Raw genomic sequence first — 17,270 nt, forward strand, 5'->3', positions numbered from 1 at the left:
ATCCGCGCGTCAGTGGTTGCTCGCGCAGTTCCTCGCGCCCCTGGATTCAGAACGGCCGTGCCGGCCAGGGCGCGTCCGCCGGGCGGAGGCTGTCGAGCGACCCGCTCGCCAGCGCGGCGTGGAGCGCGAGCGCCCCGGCGACCAGCGCGCCGTTGTGGAGCTCTCCGGCCAGCGCCCCGCGGACGACCTCGTCCAGCGGGAACCTGCGCACCTGCAGGTCCAGCTCCTCGCCCTCCGCGGCGAACCTCTCGGCGTCGGACTCGGCCAGGTCGCGCGCGAGGTAGACGCGGATGGCCTCGTCGGAGCCGCCCGAGGTGGGGTAGACGTCGACCAGCACCCGCCAGTCGCCCGCCTTGTGGTGGGCCTCCTCGTACAGCTCGCGCTGGGCCGCGTGCAGCGGGTTCTCGCCCGGGATGTCGAGCAGGCCGGCCGGCATCTCCCACAGACGGTGCCGGACGGGGTGCCGGTACTGACGGACGAGCAGGACCCGGCCCTGCTCGTCCAGGGCCAGCACCCCGACCGCGCCGGGGTGCTTCACGTAGTCGCGCGTGGCCGTGCGACCGTCCGGCATGACGACGTCGTCGGAGACGACGTTCCAGATCCGCCCCTCGAAGGAGGTGCGCTCGGCGCGCACCTCCCACGTGTCGGCCGTGTCCCTGAGCTCGCGGCTCGAAGCGGGCTCGGTCACGCGCCCGCGCCGTCCTGGACCTTGATCGCGGCCGCGACCAGGCCCGCGAAGAGCGGGTGCGGGCGGGTCGGACGGGACTTCAGCTCCGGGTGGGCCTGGGTGGCCACCAGGTAGGGGTGGGTGTCGCGCGGGTACTCGACGTACTCGACCAGGTCGCCCTTCGGGGACAGGCCCGAGAACTGGATACCGGTCTTCTCGAGCTCGGCGCGGTACGAGTTGTTGACCTCGTAGCGGTGGCGGTGGCGCTCCTCGACGTACTGCTCGCCGCCGTAGACCTCGCGGACGATGGAGCCCTCGGCGAGCTTGGCCGGGTAGAGGCCCAGGCGCATGGTGCCGCCCAGGTCGCCCTTGCCGTCGACGATCTCCAGCTGCTCGGCCATGGTCGAGATGACCGGGTGCTTGGCGGCCGGGTCGAACTCGGTGGAGTTGGCCTCCGCCAGACCGGCCAGGTTGCGGGCGGCCTCGATGACCACGCACTGCAGGCCCAGGCACAGGCCCAGCAGCGGCACGCCGTTCTCGCGGGCGAAGGTGATCGCGCCGACCTTGCCGTCCACGCCGCGCTCGCCGAAGCCGCCGGGGATGCAGATCGCGTCGACGTCGCCGAGCTGCGCGGCCGCGCCCTCGGGCGTCTCGCAGTCGACCGAGGTGACCCACTTGATCTCGACCTTGGCGTTGTTGGCGAAACCGCCGTGGCGCAGCGCCTCGGTGACGGACAGGTAGGCGTCCGGCAGGTCGATGTACTTGCCGACCAGCGCGATCTTCACGTGGCGGCTGGGCTCGTGGACGCGGCGCAGCAGGTCGTCCCACTGGGTCCAGTCCACGTCGCGGAAGGGCAGGTCGAGGCGGCGCACCACGTAGGCGTCGAGGCCCTCGCTGTGCAGCACCTTCGGGATGTCGTAGATGGAGGGGGCGTCGATGGCGGCGACCACGGCCTCCTCGTCGACGTCGCACATCAGCGAGATCTTGCGCTTGATCGCGGCCGGGACCTCGCGGTCGGCGCGCAGCACGATCGCGTCGGGCTGGATGCCGATGTTGCGCAGCGCGGCGACCGAGTGCTGGGTCGGCTTGGTCTTCAGCTCGCCGGAGGGGCCGATGTAGGGCAGCAGCGAGACGTGGACGAAGAAGACGTTGCTGCGGCCGACCTCGTGGCGGACCTGGCGGACGGCCTCGAGGAACGGCAGCGACTCGATGTCGCCGACGGTGCCGCCGACCTCGGTGATGACGACGTCCACGTCCTCGGTCGCCATGCGGCGGATCCGGGACTTGATCTCGTTGGTGATGTGCGGGATGACCTGGACGGTGTCGCCGAGGTACTCGCCGCGTCGCTCCTTGGCGATGACGGTCGAGTAGATCTGACCGGTGGTGACGTTGGCGCTGCCGTGCAGGTTGGTGTCGAGGAAGCGCTCGTAGTGGCCGATGTCGAGGTCCGTCTCGGCGCCGTCGTCGGTGACGAAGACCTCGCCGTGCTGGAACGGGTTCATCGTGCCCGGGTCGACGTTCAGGTACGGGTCGAGCTTCTGCATGGTGACCCGCAGACCCCTGGCCTTGAGCAGGGCCCCGAGGCTGGAGGCGGTCAGCCCCTTGCCCAGCGAGGAGGCGACGCCCCCGGTGACGAAGAGGTGCTTGGTCGTCGTGCCGGCCTTACCGGAATGGGGCTGTGCCAAGAGGGGGCTCCCGTGGGTCGCGTCAACATCACCCGCACCGGCCGCCGAGGGGGTGCCGGGTGGTGGATCGAAGGGTCCCTGAGCCGAGCCCTCGCGGGCGGACTCAGTACCAATCCACGGAGTACCAGGGTATCAGTGCGTTCGCCGACCCGCGCTCGGCGGACCCTCGAGGCGCGCCGCACAAGCTGTCGCGGCAGGAACGAATCGGCACGCCGCATTCCGGGACTGTTCCCGGGCAACGGATGATCCGAAGTATTCTGCACGGACACCGTCTGCTCGGGAGCCCCGGCGGTCCCAGGGGCACGTCCCTCCCCCGACCGCCACCGCAGTCCTTCACCGCGAACTGGAGAACCACGTGGCCGCCCGCATCGAGGACTACGCGCTCGTCGGCGACATGCAGACCGCCGCCCTGGTCAGCAGGGACGGCGCCGTCGACTGGCTGTGCCTGCCCCGCTTCGACTCCCCCGCCGTCTTCGCCGGCCTGCTCGGCACGGACGAGCACGGCTTCTGGCGGATCGGCCCGGCCGAGCCGATGCCGTCCCCGGAGGGGGACGCCGCCGCGCCGCAGGAGTCCGACCCGTTCGACACCGGATCGCTGGACGGCGGGTCGTTCGACGCCTCGACCTTCCAGGCGGTGTCCTTCGACGACACGGGCTCCTTCAAGGTCCTTCCGCCGACCGCCGCCGCGCCCGCGCCGCCGTCGGCGCGGCGCCGCTACCGTGGCGACTCGCTGATCCTCGAGCAGGAGTGGGACGCCCCCGGCGGCACCGTCCGCGTCATCGACTTCATGCCGCCGCGTGGCCTGCCCGAGCGTGGCGCGGTCCCGCAGATGGTCCGCATCGTGGAGGGCCTGAGCGGCTCCGTGCGGATGCGTTCGGCGGTGCGCATGCGCTTCTCCTACGGGCGGGTGGTGCCGTGGGTGCACCGGGTCGAGGACGGCGGGCAGAACCGCACGGTGGCCGTGGCGGGCCCCGACTCGGTGTGGCTGGACGGCGAGGCCGAGACCTACGGCCGCAACCTGACCACGTACGCGGACTTCACGGTCGCCGCCGGGGAGCGCATCGCCTTCGCGCTGACCTGGCAGCCCTCCCACCTCGGCGCGCCCGACCAGCCGGACCCGGAGGAGGCCCTGGCGTTCACCGAGGAGTTCTGGCGCGACTGGGTGGCCCAGTGCACCTACCACGGCCCCTACCGCGAGGCCGTGGTCCGCTCGCTGATCACGCTGAAGGCGCTGACCTACGCGCCGACCGGCGGCATCGTGGCCGCGCCGACGACCTCGCTGCCCGAGGACATCGGCGGGGTGCGCAACTGGGACTACCGCTACACCTGGCTGCGTGACGCGACCATCACCCTCTCCTCGCTGCTGCGCACCGGCTATCGGGACGAGGCGCGGGCCTGGCGCGAGTGGCTGCTGCGCGCGGTGGCCGGCGACCCGGAGAACCTGCAGATCATGTACGGGATCGCGGGCGAGCGGGAGCTGACCGAGACCACGCTCGACTGGCTGCCGGGCTACGAGGGCTCCGCGCCGGTCCGCATCGGCAACGGCGCCGCCGACCAGCTCCAGCTCGACGTCTACGGCGAGGTCGTCGAGGCGCTGCACCTGGCCCACATGACGGGCCTGGCCCGCAACGACCACGCCCACATGCTGCAGCTGCGCCTGATCTCCTGGCTGGAGCAGCACTGGAACAAGCCGGACGAGGGCATCTGGGAGGTGCGCGGTCCGCGCCGCCACTTCGTGCACTCCAAGGTGATGGCGTGGGTCGCGGTGGATCGCACCATCCGGATGATCGAGCAGACCCCGCACGAGGGCCCGCTGGAGCGCTGGCGCGAGCTGCGCGACACCATCCACGCGGACGTCTGCGAGTACGGCTACGACGCGGAGCGGAACACCTTCACGCAGTCCTACGGCTCGCGGGAGCTGGACGCCTCGCTGCTGCTGATCCCGCAGGTGGGCTTCCTGCCGCCGGACGACAAGCGGGTCATCGGCACGATCGAGGCGGTCCAGCGCGAGCTGCTCACCCCCGACGGCTTCGTGCTGCGCTACGCGACCAACGGCGACCAGGAGGGCGGCGACGGCCTTCCCGGGGACGAGGGCGCGTTCCTGGCCTGCTCGTTCTGGCTGGCGGACGACCTGGCGATGATCGGCCGGGTGGGCGAGGCCCGTGAGCTGTTCGACCGGCTGCTGGCGATCCGCAACGACGTCGGGCTGCTCGCGGAGGAGTGGGACCCGCGGCTGCAGCGCCAGGTGGGCAACTTCCCGCAGGCGTTCAGCCACGTCCCGCTGATCGACACCGCGCTGCGACTGACCGCGGTGGGCGGGCTGCCGGGCATGTAGCGCCCTTTTGTAGACTGGCGGCACAAAATACTGTCGCCACCCCTTGGAGAGACCGCCATGTCTCAGCCGCCCATATCCCTCCACGCCCGCGCACTGCTGCTGGACATGGACGGCACGCTGGTCGACTCCGGCGCCGTCGTGCTGCGCGTCTGGGGCCGGTGGGCCGCCGAGCACGGTCTGGACATGGAGCGCGTCGAGGAGGTCGTGCACGGCCGCCAGGGCCAGGAGAGCATGGCGATCCTGCTGCCCGACCGCCCCGTCGCGGAGAACCTCGCCGACAACGAGCGCATGCTGGCCGCCGAGACCGCCGACCTCGACGGCGTCGTCCCGATCCCCGGTGCGCCGGTCTTCCTGACCGCGATCGCCGCCGCCCCGCACGCGCTGGTCACCTCTGCGGACGTGGCCCTGGCCACCGCCCGCATGGGTGCGGCGGGCCTGCGTATGCCGGACGTGCGGGTGACCGCGGAGGACGTCAGCGCGAGCAAGCCGGACCCGGAGGGCTTCCTCAAGGGCGCGGCCGAGCTGGGCTTCGAGCCGGGCGACTGCGTCGTCTTCGAGGACTCCGAGGCCGGCGTCGCGGCGGGCCTGGCCGCGGGCATGCGCGTCGTCGGCGTCGGCGCGGCCACGGCCGGCTACGGCGCGACGGTGACCGTGGACGACCTGACGCAGGTCGCCGTCGAGCCGGGCCCCGACGGCGGCATCGTGCTGCGGATCTCCCGGCGGTAGCCCACCCGGCGAAAAGGACCGCTCAGCGCTGCGAGCGGTCCCTCGGCGCCTCCTGGACCACCCAGCCGTTCCCGTCCGGGTCACTGAACGCCAGGAAGCTGTTCCACGGCCCTCCGCGCCCCTCCTCGCGGCCGTTCGGCCCGAAGTGGAACACTCCGTCCACCTCGACGCCGCGTTCGACCAGCTGGGCGCGGGCGGCCTCGATGTCGCTGACGCAGAGCTGGAGACCCTGGTAGGTGCCGGGGGCGACCTGCGTCAGCCCCTCGCCGACGGTGACGGAGCAGCCGGAGCCGGGAGGCGTGAGCTGGACGACGCGCATGTGCTCGCTCAGCCGCCGGTCCACGTCGAGGTGGAAGCCGAGCTGCTCGCGGTAGAAGGCCTTGGCCCGGTCCACGTCGGAGACGGGCAGGATGACGACCTCGAGAGTCCAGTCCATGCCGTCCACGGTAGGCCCGGCCGGGCCCGAAGGGCGGTCAGCGCTCCGAGATCAGCTCGTCGTAGACGCTGAGGACCTGCGCCACCGTGTCCGCCTCGGTCGGCCAGGTCTCCGCCTGCAGCGGGCCGGCGGCCGCCAGCTCCGCGCGACGGGCCGGGTCGGCGAGCAGCGAGGAGACGGCCGCCGCCAGCGCCGTGGCGTCCCCTGGAGGGACCAGCACGGCCGCGTCGCCGACGAGCTCCGGCAGGCCGCCGACGGCGGTCGCGACGACCGGGACGCCGGCCCGCAGCGCCTCCTGGGCGACCAGCGGACGCGCCTCCCAGCGGGAGGAGATCACCACCACGTCGGCGGCGGCGAGCAGCTCCGCGACGTCCTCGCGGTAGCCGAGCAGCTTCGCGGGCAGGCGCTCCGCCTTGATCCGGGCCCTGAGCGCCGCCTCCTCCGCGCCCACGCCCGCGATGACGAGCAGCGGATGGTCCTCACCGGCGCGCCAGCCGGAGGCGGCGTCGAGGAGCAGCTGAAAGTTCTTCTGCGGTGTCAGCCGCCCGATCGCCAGCACGATCGGGCGGTCGCCCGCCTCCTTGCCCGCAGCCTCCCTCGCCGCAGCCTCCCTGGCCGCGCCGCGGCGGCCCTTCTCCGAGAGCAGCTGACGCCGCGTCTGCTCCCGGTCGGCGACGGCCGGCGGCAGCGGCGGGGCGACGACCGGGCCGAGTCGCGCGTCGGTCGCGCCCAGGTCCCTGGCGCGGGCGACCAGGTCGGAGGAGGCCCCGAGGACGAGGTCCGCGCCGCGGGCGACCCGACGCTCCATCATCCGCAGCAGCCGCCGCTCCATGCCGGTGGCCAGATTGGCCGCGTGGGACGTCACCACCAGCGGGATCTCCTGCGTGCGGGCGGTGCGCAGCGCCAGGTCGGACAGGAGCGCCGCCCGCAGGCCGTGGGCGTGGACGAGCGAGGCACGGGCGAAGGCCCGGCGCAGCTCGCCGACGGCCGCGGCGTCGGTGCGCGGACCCGGCGTCGAGGTGATCTCCACGGCGTGGAAACGCGCCCCGGCGCCGGAGAAGCCGAACAGCTTGTCGGTCTCGGCCGGCCCGCACACGGTGACGTCGACCCCGTGCGCGCTCAGTCCCGCCGCGAGCGAGCGCACGTGCGCGCCGATGCCGCCGGTCGTGCCGGCCAGCACGAGCACGGCGCGGAGCTCGTCGGTCGACCCGGCGGTGGTCTGCGCTGCGTTGGCGGTCACGGTCGGCGTCGCCTGCTTTCGGTCGTCACGGCCTTCGTTCCTCGGGAGGCGGGCGGTCGGGCGGTCCTGCGGTCGGGCGGTGGGCGGTCGGTCAGGGTCGGCTCGCGCCCTGGCGGGCGGCGGCGAGCAGCTCCTCGGCGTGGGCGCGGCCCAGCTCGGAGTCCTCGAGCCCGGCCAGCATCCGGGACAGCTCGCGCACCCGCTCCTCGTCCGTCAGCGTCTTGACGCCCGACCGGGTGACGGTGCCGTCGACGGTCTTCTCGACCACCAGGTGCCGGTCCGCGAACGCGGCCACCTGCGGAAGGTGGGTGACGACGACGACCTGCGCGGTGCGGGCCAGACGGGCCAGACGGCGGCCGATCTCGACGGCGGCCTTGCCGCCGACGCCGGCGTCGACCTCGTCGAAGAGGTACGTCGGCACCGGGTCGGCGCCGGCGAAGACCACCTCGACGGCCAGCATCACCCGGGAGAGCTCACCGCCGGAGGCGCCCTTGGCGATCGGGCGCGGCGCGGCGCCCGGGTGCGGGGCGAGCAGGACCTCGACGTCGTCGAAGCCGTACGGGCCGAAATCCGCCGATCGGGTGATCCCGAAGCTCACCCGTGCGTGGGGCATGGCCAGTTCGCTGAGCTCGCGGGTGACGGCCTCGGCGAAGGTCTCCGCGGCCGTGTGGCGGGCGGCGCTCAGCTGCTCGGCGAGCGCGGACACCGTGTCCGTCAGCGACCGCTGCTCCTCTTCGAGAGCACCGATCCGCTCGTCGTCGCCGTCGAGTTCAGCCAGCCGTTGCCCCGCCTCCTCGTTCCAGGCCAGGACGGCCGCGAGGCCCTCCACCCCCTCGGTGGCGACGCCGTACTTGCGGACCAGGTGCGCCAGCACCGCGCGGCGCTCCTCCACGGCCGCCAGCCGCACCGGGTCCGCGTCCAGGTCCTCGGCGTAGCCGGCCAGCTCCTGGGCGATGTCGGCGAGCAGGTAGGAGACCTCGCCCACCCGGTCCGCCAGCGCCCCGAGGCGCTCGTCGTGCGAGCGCACCGCGTCCAGCGCCCGCTTGGCCTGCGCGACCAGCATCCCCGCGTCGACCACGTCCGGATCGGCCGGGTCGCCCGCGAGCGCGCCGTGGGCCAGGACCGCGGCGGAGGACAGCGCGTCGGCGTGGCCGAGCCGCTCCGACTCGCCCGCCAGCTCCTCGTCCTCGCCCGCCAGCGGTTCCGCGGCGGCGACCTCGTCCAGACCGAAGCGAAGCAGGTCCGCCTCCTGGGCGCGCTCGCGCGCCCGGGTGGTCAGCTCCTCCAGCGTCGCGGAGACCTCACGCAGCCGCCGGTAGGCGGTCTGGTAGGCCGTCAGCGGCTCCGAGACGGTGTCACCCGCGTAACGGTCCAGCGCGCCGCGCTGCCGGGCGGGCTGCAGCAGCCGCTGCTGGTCGCTCTGCCCGTGCACGGCGATCAGGTCCTCGCCGAGGGTCTGCAGCAGGCTGACCGGCACCGAGCGCCCGCCCACATGCGCCCGCGAGCGCCCCTCGGCCGAGACCGTCCGGCTCAGCAGCAGGGCGCCCTCGTCGAGCTCGGCTCCCGCCTCCAGCGCCCGCTCCGCGGCCGGCGATCCGCCGGGCAGCTCGACCCGCCCCTCGACGACGGCCCGCTCGGCGCCGTTGCGCACCAGCCCCGCGTCCGCCCGCCCGCCGAGCAGCAGGCCGAGACTGGTCACCACCATGGTCTTGCCCGCCCCGGTCTCACCGGTGACGACGTTGAACCCCGGCGCGAGTTCGACGACGGCGTCGTCGATCACGCCCAGGGCTCGTATCCGCATCTCCTCCAGCACGCACCTGACGATACGAGGTCCGGGGCCCTTCTCGCGACGAGCCACCCGTACGCGCGTGGTTCGAGCGTCAGTACGAACACGGAGGAAACAGCAGCTGTTCACCCCGCATCGCCGTCGACTCCACGCCGGCGTTATTCGGCGTTGCCGCGCCAGCCGGTCACCGGCAACTGGAACTTGGTCACCAGCCGCTTGGAGAACGGCGCCCGGTGCAGCCGGGCCAGCAGCACCGGGTTGTGCCCGCGGCGCACCTCGATCCGCGCGCCGGCCGGAAGTTCGTAGGTGCGGCGGCCGTCGCACCACAGCACCCCGTGCGAGGTGCCCGGCTGCACCTGCACCTCCAGCACCGAGTGCGGGGAGGTCACCATCGGACGGGCGAAGAGCGCGTGCGCGGAGATCGGCACCAGCAGCAGCGCCTCCACCTCCGGCCAGACCACCGGCCCGCCCGCCGAGAACGCGTACGCGGTCGACCCCGTGGGCGTGGCGCACACCACGCCGTCGCAGCCGAAGGAGGAGACCGGGCGGCCGTCCACGCCCATGATCAGTTCGAGCATCCGCTCGCGGGCCGCCTTCTCCACGCTGGCCTCGTTGAGCGCCCAGTCGGTGTGGACGACGCGGCCGTCCTCGCGGACCACGACGTCGATCGTCATCCGCTCCTCGACCTCGTAGTCCCGGGCCACCACGCGCTCGACGACCTTGTGCAGGTCGTCCCGCTCGGCCTCGGCCAGGAAGCCCACCCGGCCCAGGTTCACCCCGAGCATCGGCACCCCGAACTCGCGCGCCAGCTCCGCGCCCCGCAGCAGCGTGCCGTCCCCGCCCAGCACCAGGATCAGCTCGCAGCCCTCGCCTGCGGCGGGCCCCGGCTGCACCACCTCCACGCCCTCGGGGAACCCCATGTCGGGTGCCTCGGTGGCGAGCACACGGATCTTGATCGAGGCCTTGGCCAGGCCCTCGACGAGGCACTCGACGCTCTTCAGCGCGGCCTCGCGCCCGGTGTGCGCGATGAGGAAGACCGTGCGGTCGAACTGGTCGACCGGCTGGTCGACGGGCTGGTCGGGCATGGGCCTCCTTCGGCGCCCGCCCGGACGACCTCGGCCGGGCCGTGCGCCTCCCCCTCGTGGACTTCTTCGACGACTGGCAGGTGTTGGTGCTTTTTCTTCGACCCTACCCGCTGCGGTCGGCGCTGCCCCGGTCTTGTTCCGGCCCGGTTCCGTTCTTCTCCGGACACGCTGGACACCCTCGCAAGGACGCCTTGACCGGGCCTCGACCCACGCCAATCCCCTGCGGCTACTTCGGCCCCTCGGCGACGGCACGCGCCGCGTCGGCCGGATCCAGCGGGGGTGCGTCACGACGGAACCAGAGGAAGTACTCCACGTTCCCCGACGGCCCCGGCAGCGGACTCGCGGTCACCGCCCGCACCCCGAGCCCCTGCTCCGCGCCCTGCCCCGCGACCTTCTCGATCATCTCCTGCCGCAGCTGCGCGCTGCGCACCACACCACCGCTGCCGAGGCGCTCCTTGCCCACCTCGAACTGCGGCTTCACCATCAGCACGAGATCGCCCTCGGGCGCCGTCACGGCGGCGAGCGCCGGCAGCACCAGCCCCAGCGGGATGAACGACAGGTCGGACACCACGAGATCGACGGGCTCCCCGCCGACCTGTGCCAGCGTCAGCTCGCGCACGTTGGTGCGGTCCATCACCACGACCCGGTCGTCGCTCTGCAGCGACCACGCGAGCTGGCCGTAGCCGACGTCGACGGCGAGGACCCGGTCCACCCCCGCGCGCAGCAGCACGTCCGTGAACCCGCCGGTCGACGCCCCCGCGTCGAGGCAGCGCCGCCCCTCGACCGCGAGCCCCAACGGCACGAACGCCGCCAGCGCGCCGGCGAGCTTGTGCCCGCCCCGGGACACGTAGTCCGGGTCGTTCTCGTCCTTGGCCACGACGACCGCCGCGGAGGTCTCCACCTGCGTGGCGGACTTGGTCGCCACCGTCCCCCCGACCGTCACCCGTCCGGCGGCGATCAGCTCACTCGCGTGCTCACGCGACCGCGCGAGGTTCCGGCGGACCAGTTCGGCGTCCAGACGGCGTCGTGCGACTGCCACGTACGGTTCAGCTCCTGCTGCTCGGTGCTCGGTGCTCGTGCTCAACGAACCACATTCAACGGTGTGGGCGCCCCGCCCGTCCGCTCGTCCAACCCCGCGAGCGTATCCCGGAGCAGGTCGTGCACCTCCCCGTACACCCCGGCCCGCGCCTCGGCCGGCACCTCCCCGACGTCCTCCAGCCGCGCCAACGCGGCATCGACGCCGGCGTTCCCGGTCTCGACGACGACCGGGAACGGCGCGGCGGGAGCCGCGGGCGGGCCGGGCGGCGAAGCCGCGGGCAGACCGGAGGGCGGCGGCGCAGGCGCGGAGGCCACGTCGGCGGGCAGCCCGGCCGAGCGCGGCGGAGCCGGGGCGGCCTGCGTCGCGGCGGGCACGCCCGCAGTGACCGCTCGACCTGCGCCGGGCATCCCCCCGGGCCCCGGCCGCGGCGGAGCCGCCAGGCCGGGCAGCGGGGCCGAAGGCTTGGGTGCGGGCTCCGCGCCGTCCGGCGCCGGGTGCGCCGCAGGCGGGGTGTCCTGCCCGGCACCCGGGGCGGTGAGGGGACGGCGGTGCGGGGGCCAGGCGGCGTCACTCACCGGTGGTGCCCGACTCGGTCGCGGCCTTCTTGGCGGCCGGGGCCTTCTTCGTCACGGTCTTCTTCACCGCAGCCGTCTTCTTCGTGACGGCGGTCTTCTTCGCCGCGGCCTTCTTGGCAGTGGCCTTCTTCGCCGTGGCCTTCTTGGCCGTGGCCTTCTTCGCCGTGGTCTTCTGGGCAGTCGCCTGCTTCGTCGCGGCCTGCTTCTCGGCCGGAGCCGACTGGGGCAGCTTCGCCGACGGGGTCGGCGGCATCATCGGCGCGGTCCCCTCGGTCGCCGCCGACGCGGACACCGGCTTGCGCGGCGTCGTCTGCTTCGCGGGCGCGGTTTTCTTCGCCGCAGCGGTCTTCTTCGCGGGCGCCTTGTGCGCCGGGGCCGCCGCAGGGGGCTTCGGCCCGTTCCCGCGGTCGCGCATCGCGGGGACCGCCGCCGCACGACGGGCCGCGGCAGCCGCCGCCGCGTCGGCGTCCTCCGCGTCGACGGGGACGCGGACCGGACGCGGGCGGGACTCCGTGCGGGGGAACGCCTGCTCCGCGCGGGACGGGCCGGCAGCAGGCTCCTCATCCGCCGGACGGCCGGACGGCGGCGCGGACGCAGGAGCGGCCGACGGAGCCGACGGGACCGTGCCCTGGACCTGGCGCAGTTGGCGCTCCAGGTACTCCAGGACGACGCCCGCCTGGACGACCCCGTCACCGAGCCGGTGCCACGCCTTCTCGCCCTCCGCGCGGGCCCGTTCCACCACGCCGTCGGCGAGCTCGCGGACCGGCGTCGGCAGCAGCTTGTGCACCTCCTCCGCCACGCCCGTCGCGATCCCAGTGGCGATCTTCACGTAGTCACGGACCATTTCGCGCATCCCGCCCTCGTCCACACGTCCCTCCACAGCTCGCCGTACACCCGACGCTACCGTCTCCGCCGCCGTCGTGAGGCCCCGGCGCTGCGGTACCGTCGGTCGAAGTCCCGATCCCGGCAGAGGAGTCCGCCCCCGCGATGGCCACCCCGCTCGAATGCCGTGAGGCACTGACCACCTTCAGCGAGAACCTCGGCAAGGCCACAGGGAACGCCAAAGCCGCGGCACAGCTCGACCGCTCGCTGAGCTGCTGGATCAGCGACCTGGACCTGACCTTCACCGGGCAGCTGCGCGGCGGGCACATCGAGGGCCTGGACGAGGCCCCGGGCAGGCCCTCGACCAAGGCACAGATCCGGCTCGCCCTCAGCGGCGACGACCTCGTCGCGCTCGTCGGCGGTCGGCTGAACTTCGCGAAGGCGTGGGGCTCCGGTCGGGTGAAGCTGGAGGCGAGCATCCTCGACCTGCTGAAGCTGCGAAGCCTCCTCTAGCCCGCCCTGGCCCCCGCCGCCCGCCCGACCCGAACCCGTCCCGGCCCTGTCTCGGCCAGCCCGTCTCGGCGGGTCAGAGCCCCAGCTCGGCCAGCGCCTTGTGCCACTCCGGCACAGGCCTGCCGGCGTCCGCCGCAGTCCAGGTGGCCGCGCACAGGGCGCGCAGGCCCGCGTAGGGGTCGGCGCCACGGCCCCCGGCGAAGCCGAGGCGGCCGTCCTCGCGGGGGGCCACCGTCCAGCCGCCGCACCGGAAGGCGCCCGCGCCCAGCTCCTCGACGGTCGGCGGGACAGCCAGCAGGCCGCGCAGATCGGCGGCGAGGTAGGTGGGGCGGTACTTCGGCTCGGCCTCGGGCAGCTGCTCGGGACGGGTCACGCCGGTGAAGACCAGCAGGCTGTCCACGCCCCCGTTGGACGCCCCCTCGATGTCCGTGTCGAGCCGGTCACCGACGACGAGCGGGCGCTTCGCGCCGGTGCGGATCACGGTCTCGCGGTGCATCGGCGGCAGCGGCTTGCCCGCCACCTCCGGCTCGACGCCCGTCGCCGTGCGGACGGCCGCGACCAGGGTCCCGTTGCCGGGGGCGGTGCCACGCGCGGTCGGGATGGTCAGGTCGGTGTTGGACGCGATCCACGGCAGGCCGCGCTGGACGGCGTAGGAGGCCTCGGCCAGCTGCGGCCAGCCGATGGCGGGGTCGTAGCCCTGGACCACCGCCGCCGGGTCCTCGTCCAGCGACGTCACCGGTACCAGCCCGTGCTCGCGGACCGCCTCGCGCAGCCCCTCCCCGCCGATCACCAGCACAGCCGAACCGGCCGGCACCTTCTCGGCGACGATCCGCGCCGCCGCCTGCGCGGAGGTGATCACGTCGCCGGGCGCGGCCGGGACGCCCAGCTCGGTCAGGTGAGCCGCGACCGCCTGCGGGGTGCGGGAGGCGTTGTTGGTCACGTAGGCCAGGTGCATGCCGGCCGCGCGGGCGGTGTCGAGCGCCTCGACCGCGTGCGGGATCGCGGCCGGCCCCGCGTACACGACGCCGTCCAGGTCCAGCAGCGCGGTGTCGTAGGCGAGGTGGAGCGGCTGCGACTGGTCGGACGGCTCGGACTGCTGCGACTGGTCGGACTGCTCAGCGGCCATCGGACGGATCTCCTTGCGGGTCGGCGCGCGGGTCGGCGCGCAGCGACTCGGCCGAGGGTGAGTCGGCCGTCTGCGAATCGGCGGGCACGTCGTCGTGGCGGCGCCGGTCACCCCCGACCGTACCGAAACCCCCGGCACGCGCCTTCAGGGTGGCCCGTGTCTGGCGCAGCGCCGCCCGGTACGGCTCCGACGACGGGCGCATCGCCACCGCCAGGGCCAGATGCTCGGCGGACGCCTCGAAGTCGCCCAGACGCGCCGCCGCCAGGCCCCAGCCGAACTGCGCGTAGTCGTCCGAGGGATCCGCCAGCGCGACAGCACGGAAGTTCTCCAGCGCCGCCGCGTAGGCGCGCGTCTCGAACTGCGCCCGCGCCAGCGCCTCGCGGATGGCCCGCGAGTGCGGCTCCTCCTCGACGGCATGGCTCAGCAGCTGCACCGCCGCGCCGGCATTGCCCTGCGCCAGCATCGCGATCCCGCGCCGGAACCAGTCGTACACCCCGCCGCCCGGTCTCCCCTGCTCACTCATCCGGCCCTGCTCACTCATCCGGCCAAGACCTCCCGTGCCGTGGACCTCTGTCGCCTTTGTCATGTTCGTGGTGCGAACTTTCGACGATCGGCTACTGCATCCGTCGATTGACGATCAACAACGACATCCGTCGGATTAACATGCCCAGAATGAGACGAGTCAGTGCTGACGACGCCAGTGAGACGCGCTACGGCGACGCCGGGAAGGTGGCCGCCTGCGGCCTCTCCCTGTCGCCCTTCCGCGGGCTGCGCTACGACCCCGACCGGGTCAGCTCTCTCGGCGCCGTCACGTCGCCCCCGTACGACGTCGTCGACCCCGACGGCCGTACCAGGCTGGAGGACAGCGACCCGCACAACGTCGTCCGTCTGATCCTCCCCCGCCCCGAACCCACCGCGGAGGACGGCTACCGCCACGCCGCGGCCCTGCTGGAGACCTGGCAGCGCCAGGGCGTGCTGCGGCCCGATCCCGAGCCCGCCCTCTACGTCTACGAGCAGCGCACCTCCGAGGCCGACGGCGGCCTGCTCCAGCGCGGCCTGATCGGCGCCCTGGCTGTCAGCGACGCCAGGGCCGGCATGGTGCTGCCCCACGAGGACGTGATGCCGCGCCCCGTCGCCGACCGCGTGGGCCTGATGCGCACCACCAAGGCCAACCTGGAACCGCTGCTGCTCACCTACCGGGGCGACGGCCGCGCCGCCGCGGTCGTCGAGCGGGCCGCTCGGCGCGACCCGCTGCTGGAGACCACCACCACCGACGGCACCCGGCACCGCCTCTGGGCGGTCTCCGACCGGCGGGACCTCGCGGACGTCTCCGCCGACCTCGCCACCTGCCGCGCGCTGATCGCCGACGGGCACCACCGCTGGGCGATGTACCTGCGCCTCCAGAGCGAGCACCGCCACCTGGCCCAGAGCCCCTGGGACCGGGGCATGGTGCTGCTGGTCGACACCGCCGCGTACCCCCTGCGGGTCCGCGCCATCCACCGTGTCCTGCAGCGGCTGCCCCTGCGCGACGCCCTCGCCCGTCTGCGCGCGGTCGGCGGCGACTGGCACGTGACGGACCTCGGCGAGGAGGCCGAGCCTGCCCTCAAGACACTGGCCGCCGCGAAGGCCGACGGCGACCCTGCCGGTCCCGACAACGCGTTCCTGCTCGCCGGGGAGGGCGGCTTCCACCTGCTGACCGGCCCCGACGAAGCCGCCCTGGCCGCCGCCGTCCCCGCCGACCTGCCCGAGGAGTACCGGCGCCTCGACGCCACCGTGCTGCACTCGCTGTTGCTGGAGCGCGTCTGGCAGGTCCCGGACGACCCCGAGCACATCGGCTACCTGCACGACACCGGCGCCGCCATCCGCGAGGCCATCCGCTCCGGCGGCACCGCGGTCCTGCTCAACCCTGTCGAGGAGGGCGTCGTCCGGCGCCTCGCCGAGCAGGGCGTCACCATGCCGCGCAAGTCCACGTCGTTCGGACCGAAGCCGGCCACCGGCCTGGTCCTGCGCAACCTGCGCCTGGGCTGAGACGGCACGGGCTGACGGAACGACAGAGGGCCCGTCCCGACGCGGAATACGCGTCGGGACGGGCCCTCTCGTGTGCTGCGCCGTGCTGCGTGCGCTGCGCTGTGCGTGCTGCGCTCAGCGAAGGGCGACGGGCTTACCGACGGTCGTCGGAGCGGCTGTAGCCCTCCTCCTCGTCCTCTTCCTCGTCGTCCTCGTAGTAGTCCTCGCCGTCGCCGCCGTCGAAGAGGCTGCCGCCCTCGGCGTTGGCCTCGTCGATGTCGAGGGCGTTGCCGATCTCGGCCTCGTCCTCGTCGGCGTCTTCGTCGTCGTCCGCGTCGTCCGCCGCAGCCTCGGCTTCGTCCTCCGCCACCTCGGCCTCGGCGGCGTCGGCGGGAAGGTCACCGGAGATGTCGGCCGCGTCGTCCGCGTCCTCGTCGTCCTCGTCGAGCGCGTCGACGAACTCGATGCCGTCCAGCTTCGCCAGACGCTCGGCGGCGTCGGTGGTGCCGTTCTGGTCCACCTCGACGGCCTTGGCGAACCACTCACGCGCGTCCGTCTCGCGGCCGACAGCCAGCAGGGCGTCCGCGTAGGCGTAGCGCAGGCGCGCCGTCCACGGCTGCACGGAGTGCGACGCCAGCTCCGGCGACTCCAGGGTCACCACGGCGGCCTCGAGCTGCCCCATGTCCTTGCGGGCCCCGGCGGCGACGAGACGCATCTCAACCTGGCCGGCCTTGTCCAGCTGCTTGACCTCCGGCGCCCCGGCCATCTCCAGCGCCCGCTCCGGACGGCCCAGGCCTCGCTCGCAGTCGGCCATGACCGGCCACAGGTCCGCGGATCCGGTCATCCGACGCGCGGCGCGGAACTCGGTCAGCGCCTCCGAGTAGCGCTCGGTCGCGTAGGAGGCGAAGCCGGCCGCCTCGCGGACGGCGGCGACGCGGGACGCGAGCCGCAGCGCGACGCGGGAGTAGGCGTACGCCTGCTCCGGGTCCGAGTCGATCAGGCGCGCGACCATGACGAGGTGCTTGGCGACGTCCTCGGCGAGCGTCTTCGGGAGCGTCATCAGCTCCTGGCGCACGTCGGCGTCGATCTCCTGCCCCGTGACGTCCTCGTCGATCGGCATCCGCCGCGTCGGCGCACTGCGCTCGCCCCGGTCACGGTCGCCGTACCCACCACGCTGCTCGAACCGCCCACCACGGTCGTCGCGGCGCGGGCCACGGTCACCGTACGA

15 protein-coding genes and 2 pseudogenes are annotated in these 17,270 nt (G+C 73.7%); 5 read left to right on the forward strand and 12 right to left on the reverse strand.

Features of this window, described 5'->3' with window-relative positions; all coding sequences use genetic code 11:
* Positions 1-46: 46 nt before the first annotated feature.
* On the reverse strand, positions 47-688 hold the full coding sequence (locus TR49_RS33990) for an NUDIX domain-containing protein (protein ID WP_042388754.1): 642 nt from the start codon (positions 686-688) through the stop codon (positions 47-49).
* On the reverse strand, positions 685-2,352 hold the full coding sequence (gene pyrG, locus TR49_RS33995) for a CTP synthase (RefSeq protein WP_084725705.1): 1,668 nt from the start codon (positions 2,350-2,352) through the stop codon (positions 685-687). Before pyrG ends, TR49_RS33990 begins: the two co-directional genes overlap by 4 nt.
* A 355-nt stretch (positions 2,353-2,707) precedes the next feature.
* On the opposite strand from pyrG, the pseudogene TR49_RS46885 reads away from it, so the two are divergent.
* The 3 genes and pseudogenes from TR49_RS46885 to TR49_RS34005 all read left to right on the forward strand — a co-directional run.
* Positions 2,708-2,881 (forward strand): annotated as a pseudogene (locus tag TR49_RS46885) (trehalase-like domain-containing protein); the annotation flags it as partial.
* Positions 2,882-3,046: 165 nt separating this feature from the next.
* Positions 3,047-4,687, forward strand: a pseudogene (locus TR49_RS34000) (glycoside hydrolase family 15 protein); the annotation flags it as partial.
* A gap of 57 nt (positions 4,688-4,744) precedes the next feature.
* Positions 4,745-5,413, forward strand: a complete 669-nt coding sequence (locus TR49_RS34005) for an HAD-IA family hydrolase (protein WP_042388761.1) — start codon at positions 4,745-4,747, stop codon at positions 5,411-5,413.
* Between the two features lie 22 nt (positions 5,414-5,435).
* On the opposite strand, the gene TR49_RS34010 is transcribed toward TR49_RS34005, so the two are convergent.
* The 7 genes from TR49_RS34010 to TR49_RS40590 all read right to left on the reverse strand — a co-directional run bounded on the left by TR49_RS34010 (position 5,436) and on the right by TR49_RS40590 (position 12,442).
* Positions 5,436-5,849, reverse strand: a complete 414-nt coding sequence (locus TR49_RS34010) for a VOC family protein (RefSeq protein ID WP_042388823.1) — start codon at positions 5,847-5,849, stop codon at positions 5,436-5,438.
* A gap of 37 nt (positions 5,850-5,886) precedes the next feature.
* Positions 5,887-7,089: a glycosyltransferase family 4 protein gene (locus TR49_RS34015; RefSeq protein ID WP_052434890.1), complete on the reverse strand. Its 1,203-nt coding sequence runs from the start codon at positions 7,087-7,089 to the stop codon at positions 5,887-5,889.
* A gap of 91 nt (positions 7,090-7,180) precedes the next feature.
* Complete coding sequence (gene recN, locus TR49_RS34020) at positions 7,181-8,914, reverse strand: DNA repair protein RecN (protein WP_042388829.1); 1,734 nt, start codon at positions 8,912-8,914, stop codon at positions 7,181-7,183.
* Positions 8,915-9,033: 119 nt separating this feature from the next.
* On the reverse strand, positions 9,034-9,960 hold the full coding sequence (locus TR49_RS34025) for an NAD kinase (protein WP_042388763.1): 927 nt from the start codon (positions 9,958-9,960) through the stop codon (positions 9,034-9,036).
* Between the two features lie 226 nt (positions 9,961-10,186).
* Positions 10,187-10,999 (reverse strand): TlyA family RNA methyltransferase, encoded by an 813-nt coding sequence (locus TR49_RS34030; RefSeq protein ID WP_042388766.1) that lies wholly within the window; start codon positions 10,997-10,999, stop codon positions 10,187-10,189.
* Between the two features lie 41 nt (positions 11,000-11,040).
* A complete protein-coding gene (locus tag TR49_RS34035) occupies positions 11,041-11,373 on the reverse strand; it encodes a hypothetical protein (RefSeq protein WP_052434891.1) in 333 nt (110 codons plus the stop codon).
* A gap of 193 nt (positions 11,374-11,566) precedes the next feature.
* Positions 11,567-12,442, reverse strand: coding sequence for a hypothetical protein (locus TR49_RS40590; protein ID WP_052434892.1), 876 nt, complete (start codon positions 12,440-12,442; stop codon positions 11,567-11,569).
* Positions 12,443-12,561: 119 nt separating this feature from the next.
* On the opposite strand from TR49_RS40590, the gene TR49_RS34045 reads away from it, so the two are divergent.
* Positions 12,562-12,909, forward strand: a complete 348-nt coding sequence (locus TR49_RS34045; RefSeq protein WP_042388770.1) for a sterol-binding protein — start codon at positions 12,562-12,564, stop codon at positions 12,907-12,909.
* A 73-nt stretch (positions 12,910-12,982) separates the two neighbouring features.
* On the opposite strand, the gene TR49_RS34050 is transcribed toward TR49_RS34045, so the two are convergent.
* Positions 12,983-14,035: an HAD-IIA family hydrolase gene (locus tag TR49_RS34050; protein WP_042388772.1), complete on the reverse strand. Its 1,053-nt coding sequence runs from the start codon at positions 14,033-14,035 to the stop codon at positions 12,983-12,985.
* The gene (locus tag TR49_RS34055; protein ID WP_152627596.1) at positions 14,025-14,558 is read right to left on the reverse strand and encodes a tetratricopeptide repeat protein; all 534 of its coding nucleotides are present in this window, start codon (positions 14,556-14,558) and stop codon (positions 14,025-14,027) included. The genes TR49_RS34050 and TR49_RS34055 overlap by 11 nt, the downstream gene beginning before the upstream one ends.
* Positions 14,559-14,707: 149 nt before the next feature.
* On the opposite strand from TR49_RS34055, the gene TR49_RS34060 reads away from it, so the two are divergent.
* Positions 14,708-16,063, forward strand: a complete 1,356-nt coding sequence (locus tag TR49_RS34060) for a DUF1015 family protein (RefSeq protein WP_152627597.1) — start codon at positions 14,708-14,710, stop codon at positions 16,061-16,063.
* 133 nt (positions 16,064-16,196) lie between these two features.
* Here the strand turns inward: TR49_RS34060 and TR49_RS34065 are convergent, their stop codons facing one another.
* Positions 16,197-17,117 (reverse strand): tetratricopeptide repeat protein, encoded by a 921-nt coding sequence (locus tag TR49_RS34065; RefSeq protein WP_236653649.1) that lies wholly within the window; start codon positions 17,115-17,117, stop codon positions 16,197-16,199.
* Positions 17,118-17,270 lie beyond the last annotated feature (153 nt).

Source organism: Streptacidiphilus melanogenes (genome assembly GCF_000787835.1).
GTDB classification, from domain to species: Bacteria; Actinomycetota; Actinomycetes; order Streptomycetales; family Streptomycetaceae; genus Streptacidiphilus; species Streptacidiphilus melanogenes.

Excerpts from the sequence above, each read along its gene's own strand:
- TR49_RS34045 (WP_042388770.1), top strand. The coding sequence starts at position 12,562 with ATGGCCACCCCGCTCGAATGCCGTGAGGCACTGACCACCTTCAGCGAG.
- TR49_RS34005 (WP_042388761.1), top strand. The coding sequence starts at position 4,745 with ATGTCTCAGCCGCCCATATCCCTCCACGCCCGCGCACTGCTGCTGGAC.
- TR49_RS34010 (WP_042388823.1), bottom strand. The coding sequence starts at position 5,849 with ATGGACTGGACTCTCGAGGTCGTCATCCTGCCCGTCTCCGACGTGGAC.
- TR49_RS34050 (WP_042388772.1), bottom strand. The coding sequence starts at position 14,035 with ATGGCCGCTGAGCAGTCCGACCAGTCGCAGCAGTCCGAGCCGTCCGAC.
- TR49_RS34060 (WP_152627597.1), top strand. The coding sequence starts at position 14,708 with ATGAGACGAGTCAGTGCTGACGACGCCAGTGAGACGCGCTACGGCGAC.
- TR49_RS34055 (WP_152627596.1), bottom strand. The coding sequence starts at position 14,558 with ATGAGTGAGCAGGGGAGACCGGGCGGCGGGGTGTACGACTGGTTCCGG.
- TR49_RS34025 (WP_042388763.1), bottom strand. The coding sequence starts at position 9,960 with ATGCCCGACCAGCCCGTCGACCAGCCGGTCGACCAGTTCGACCGCACG.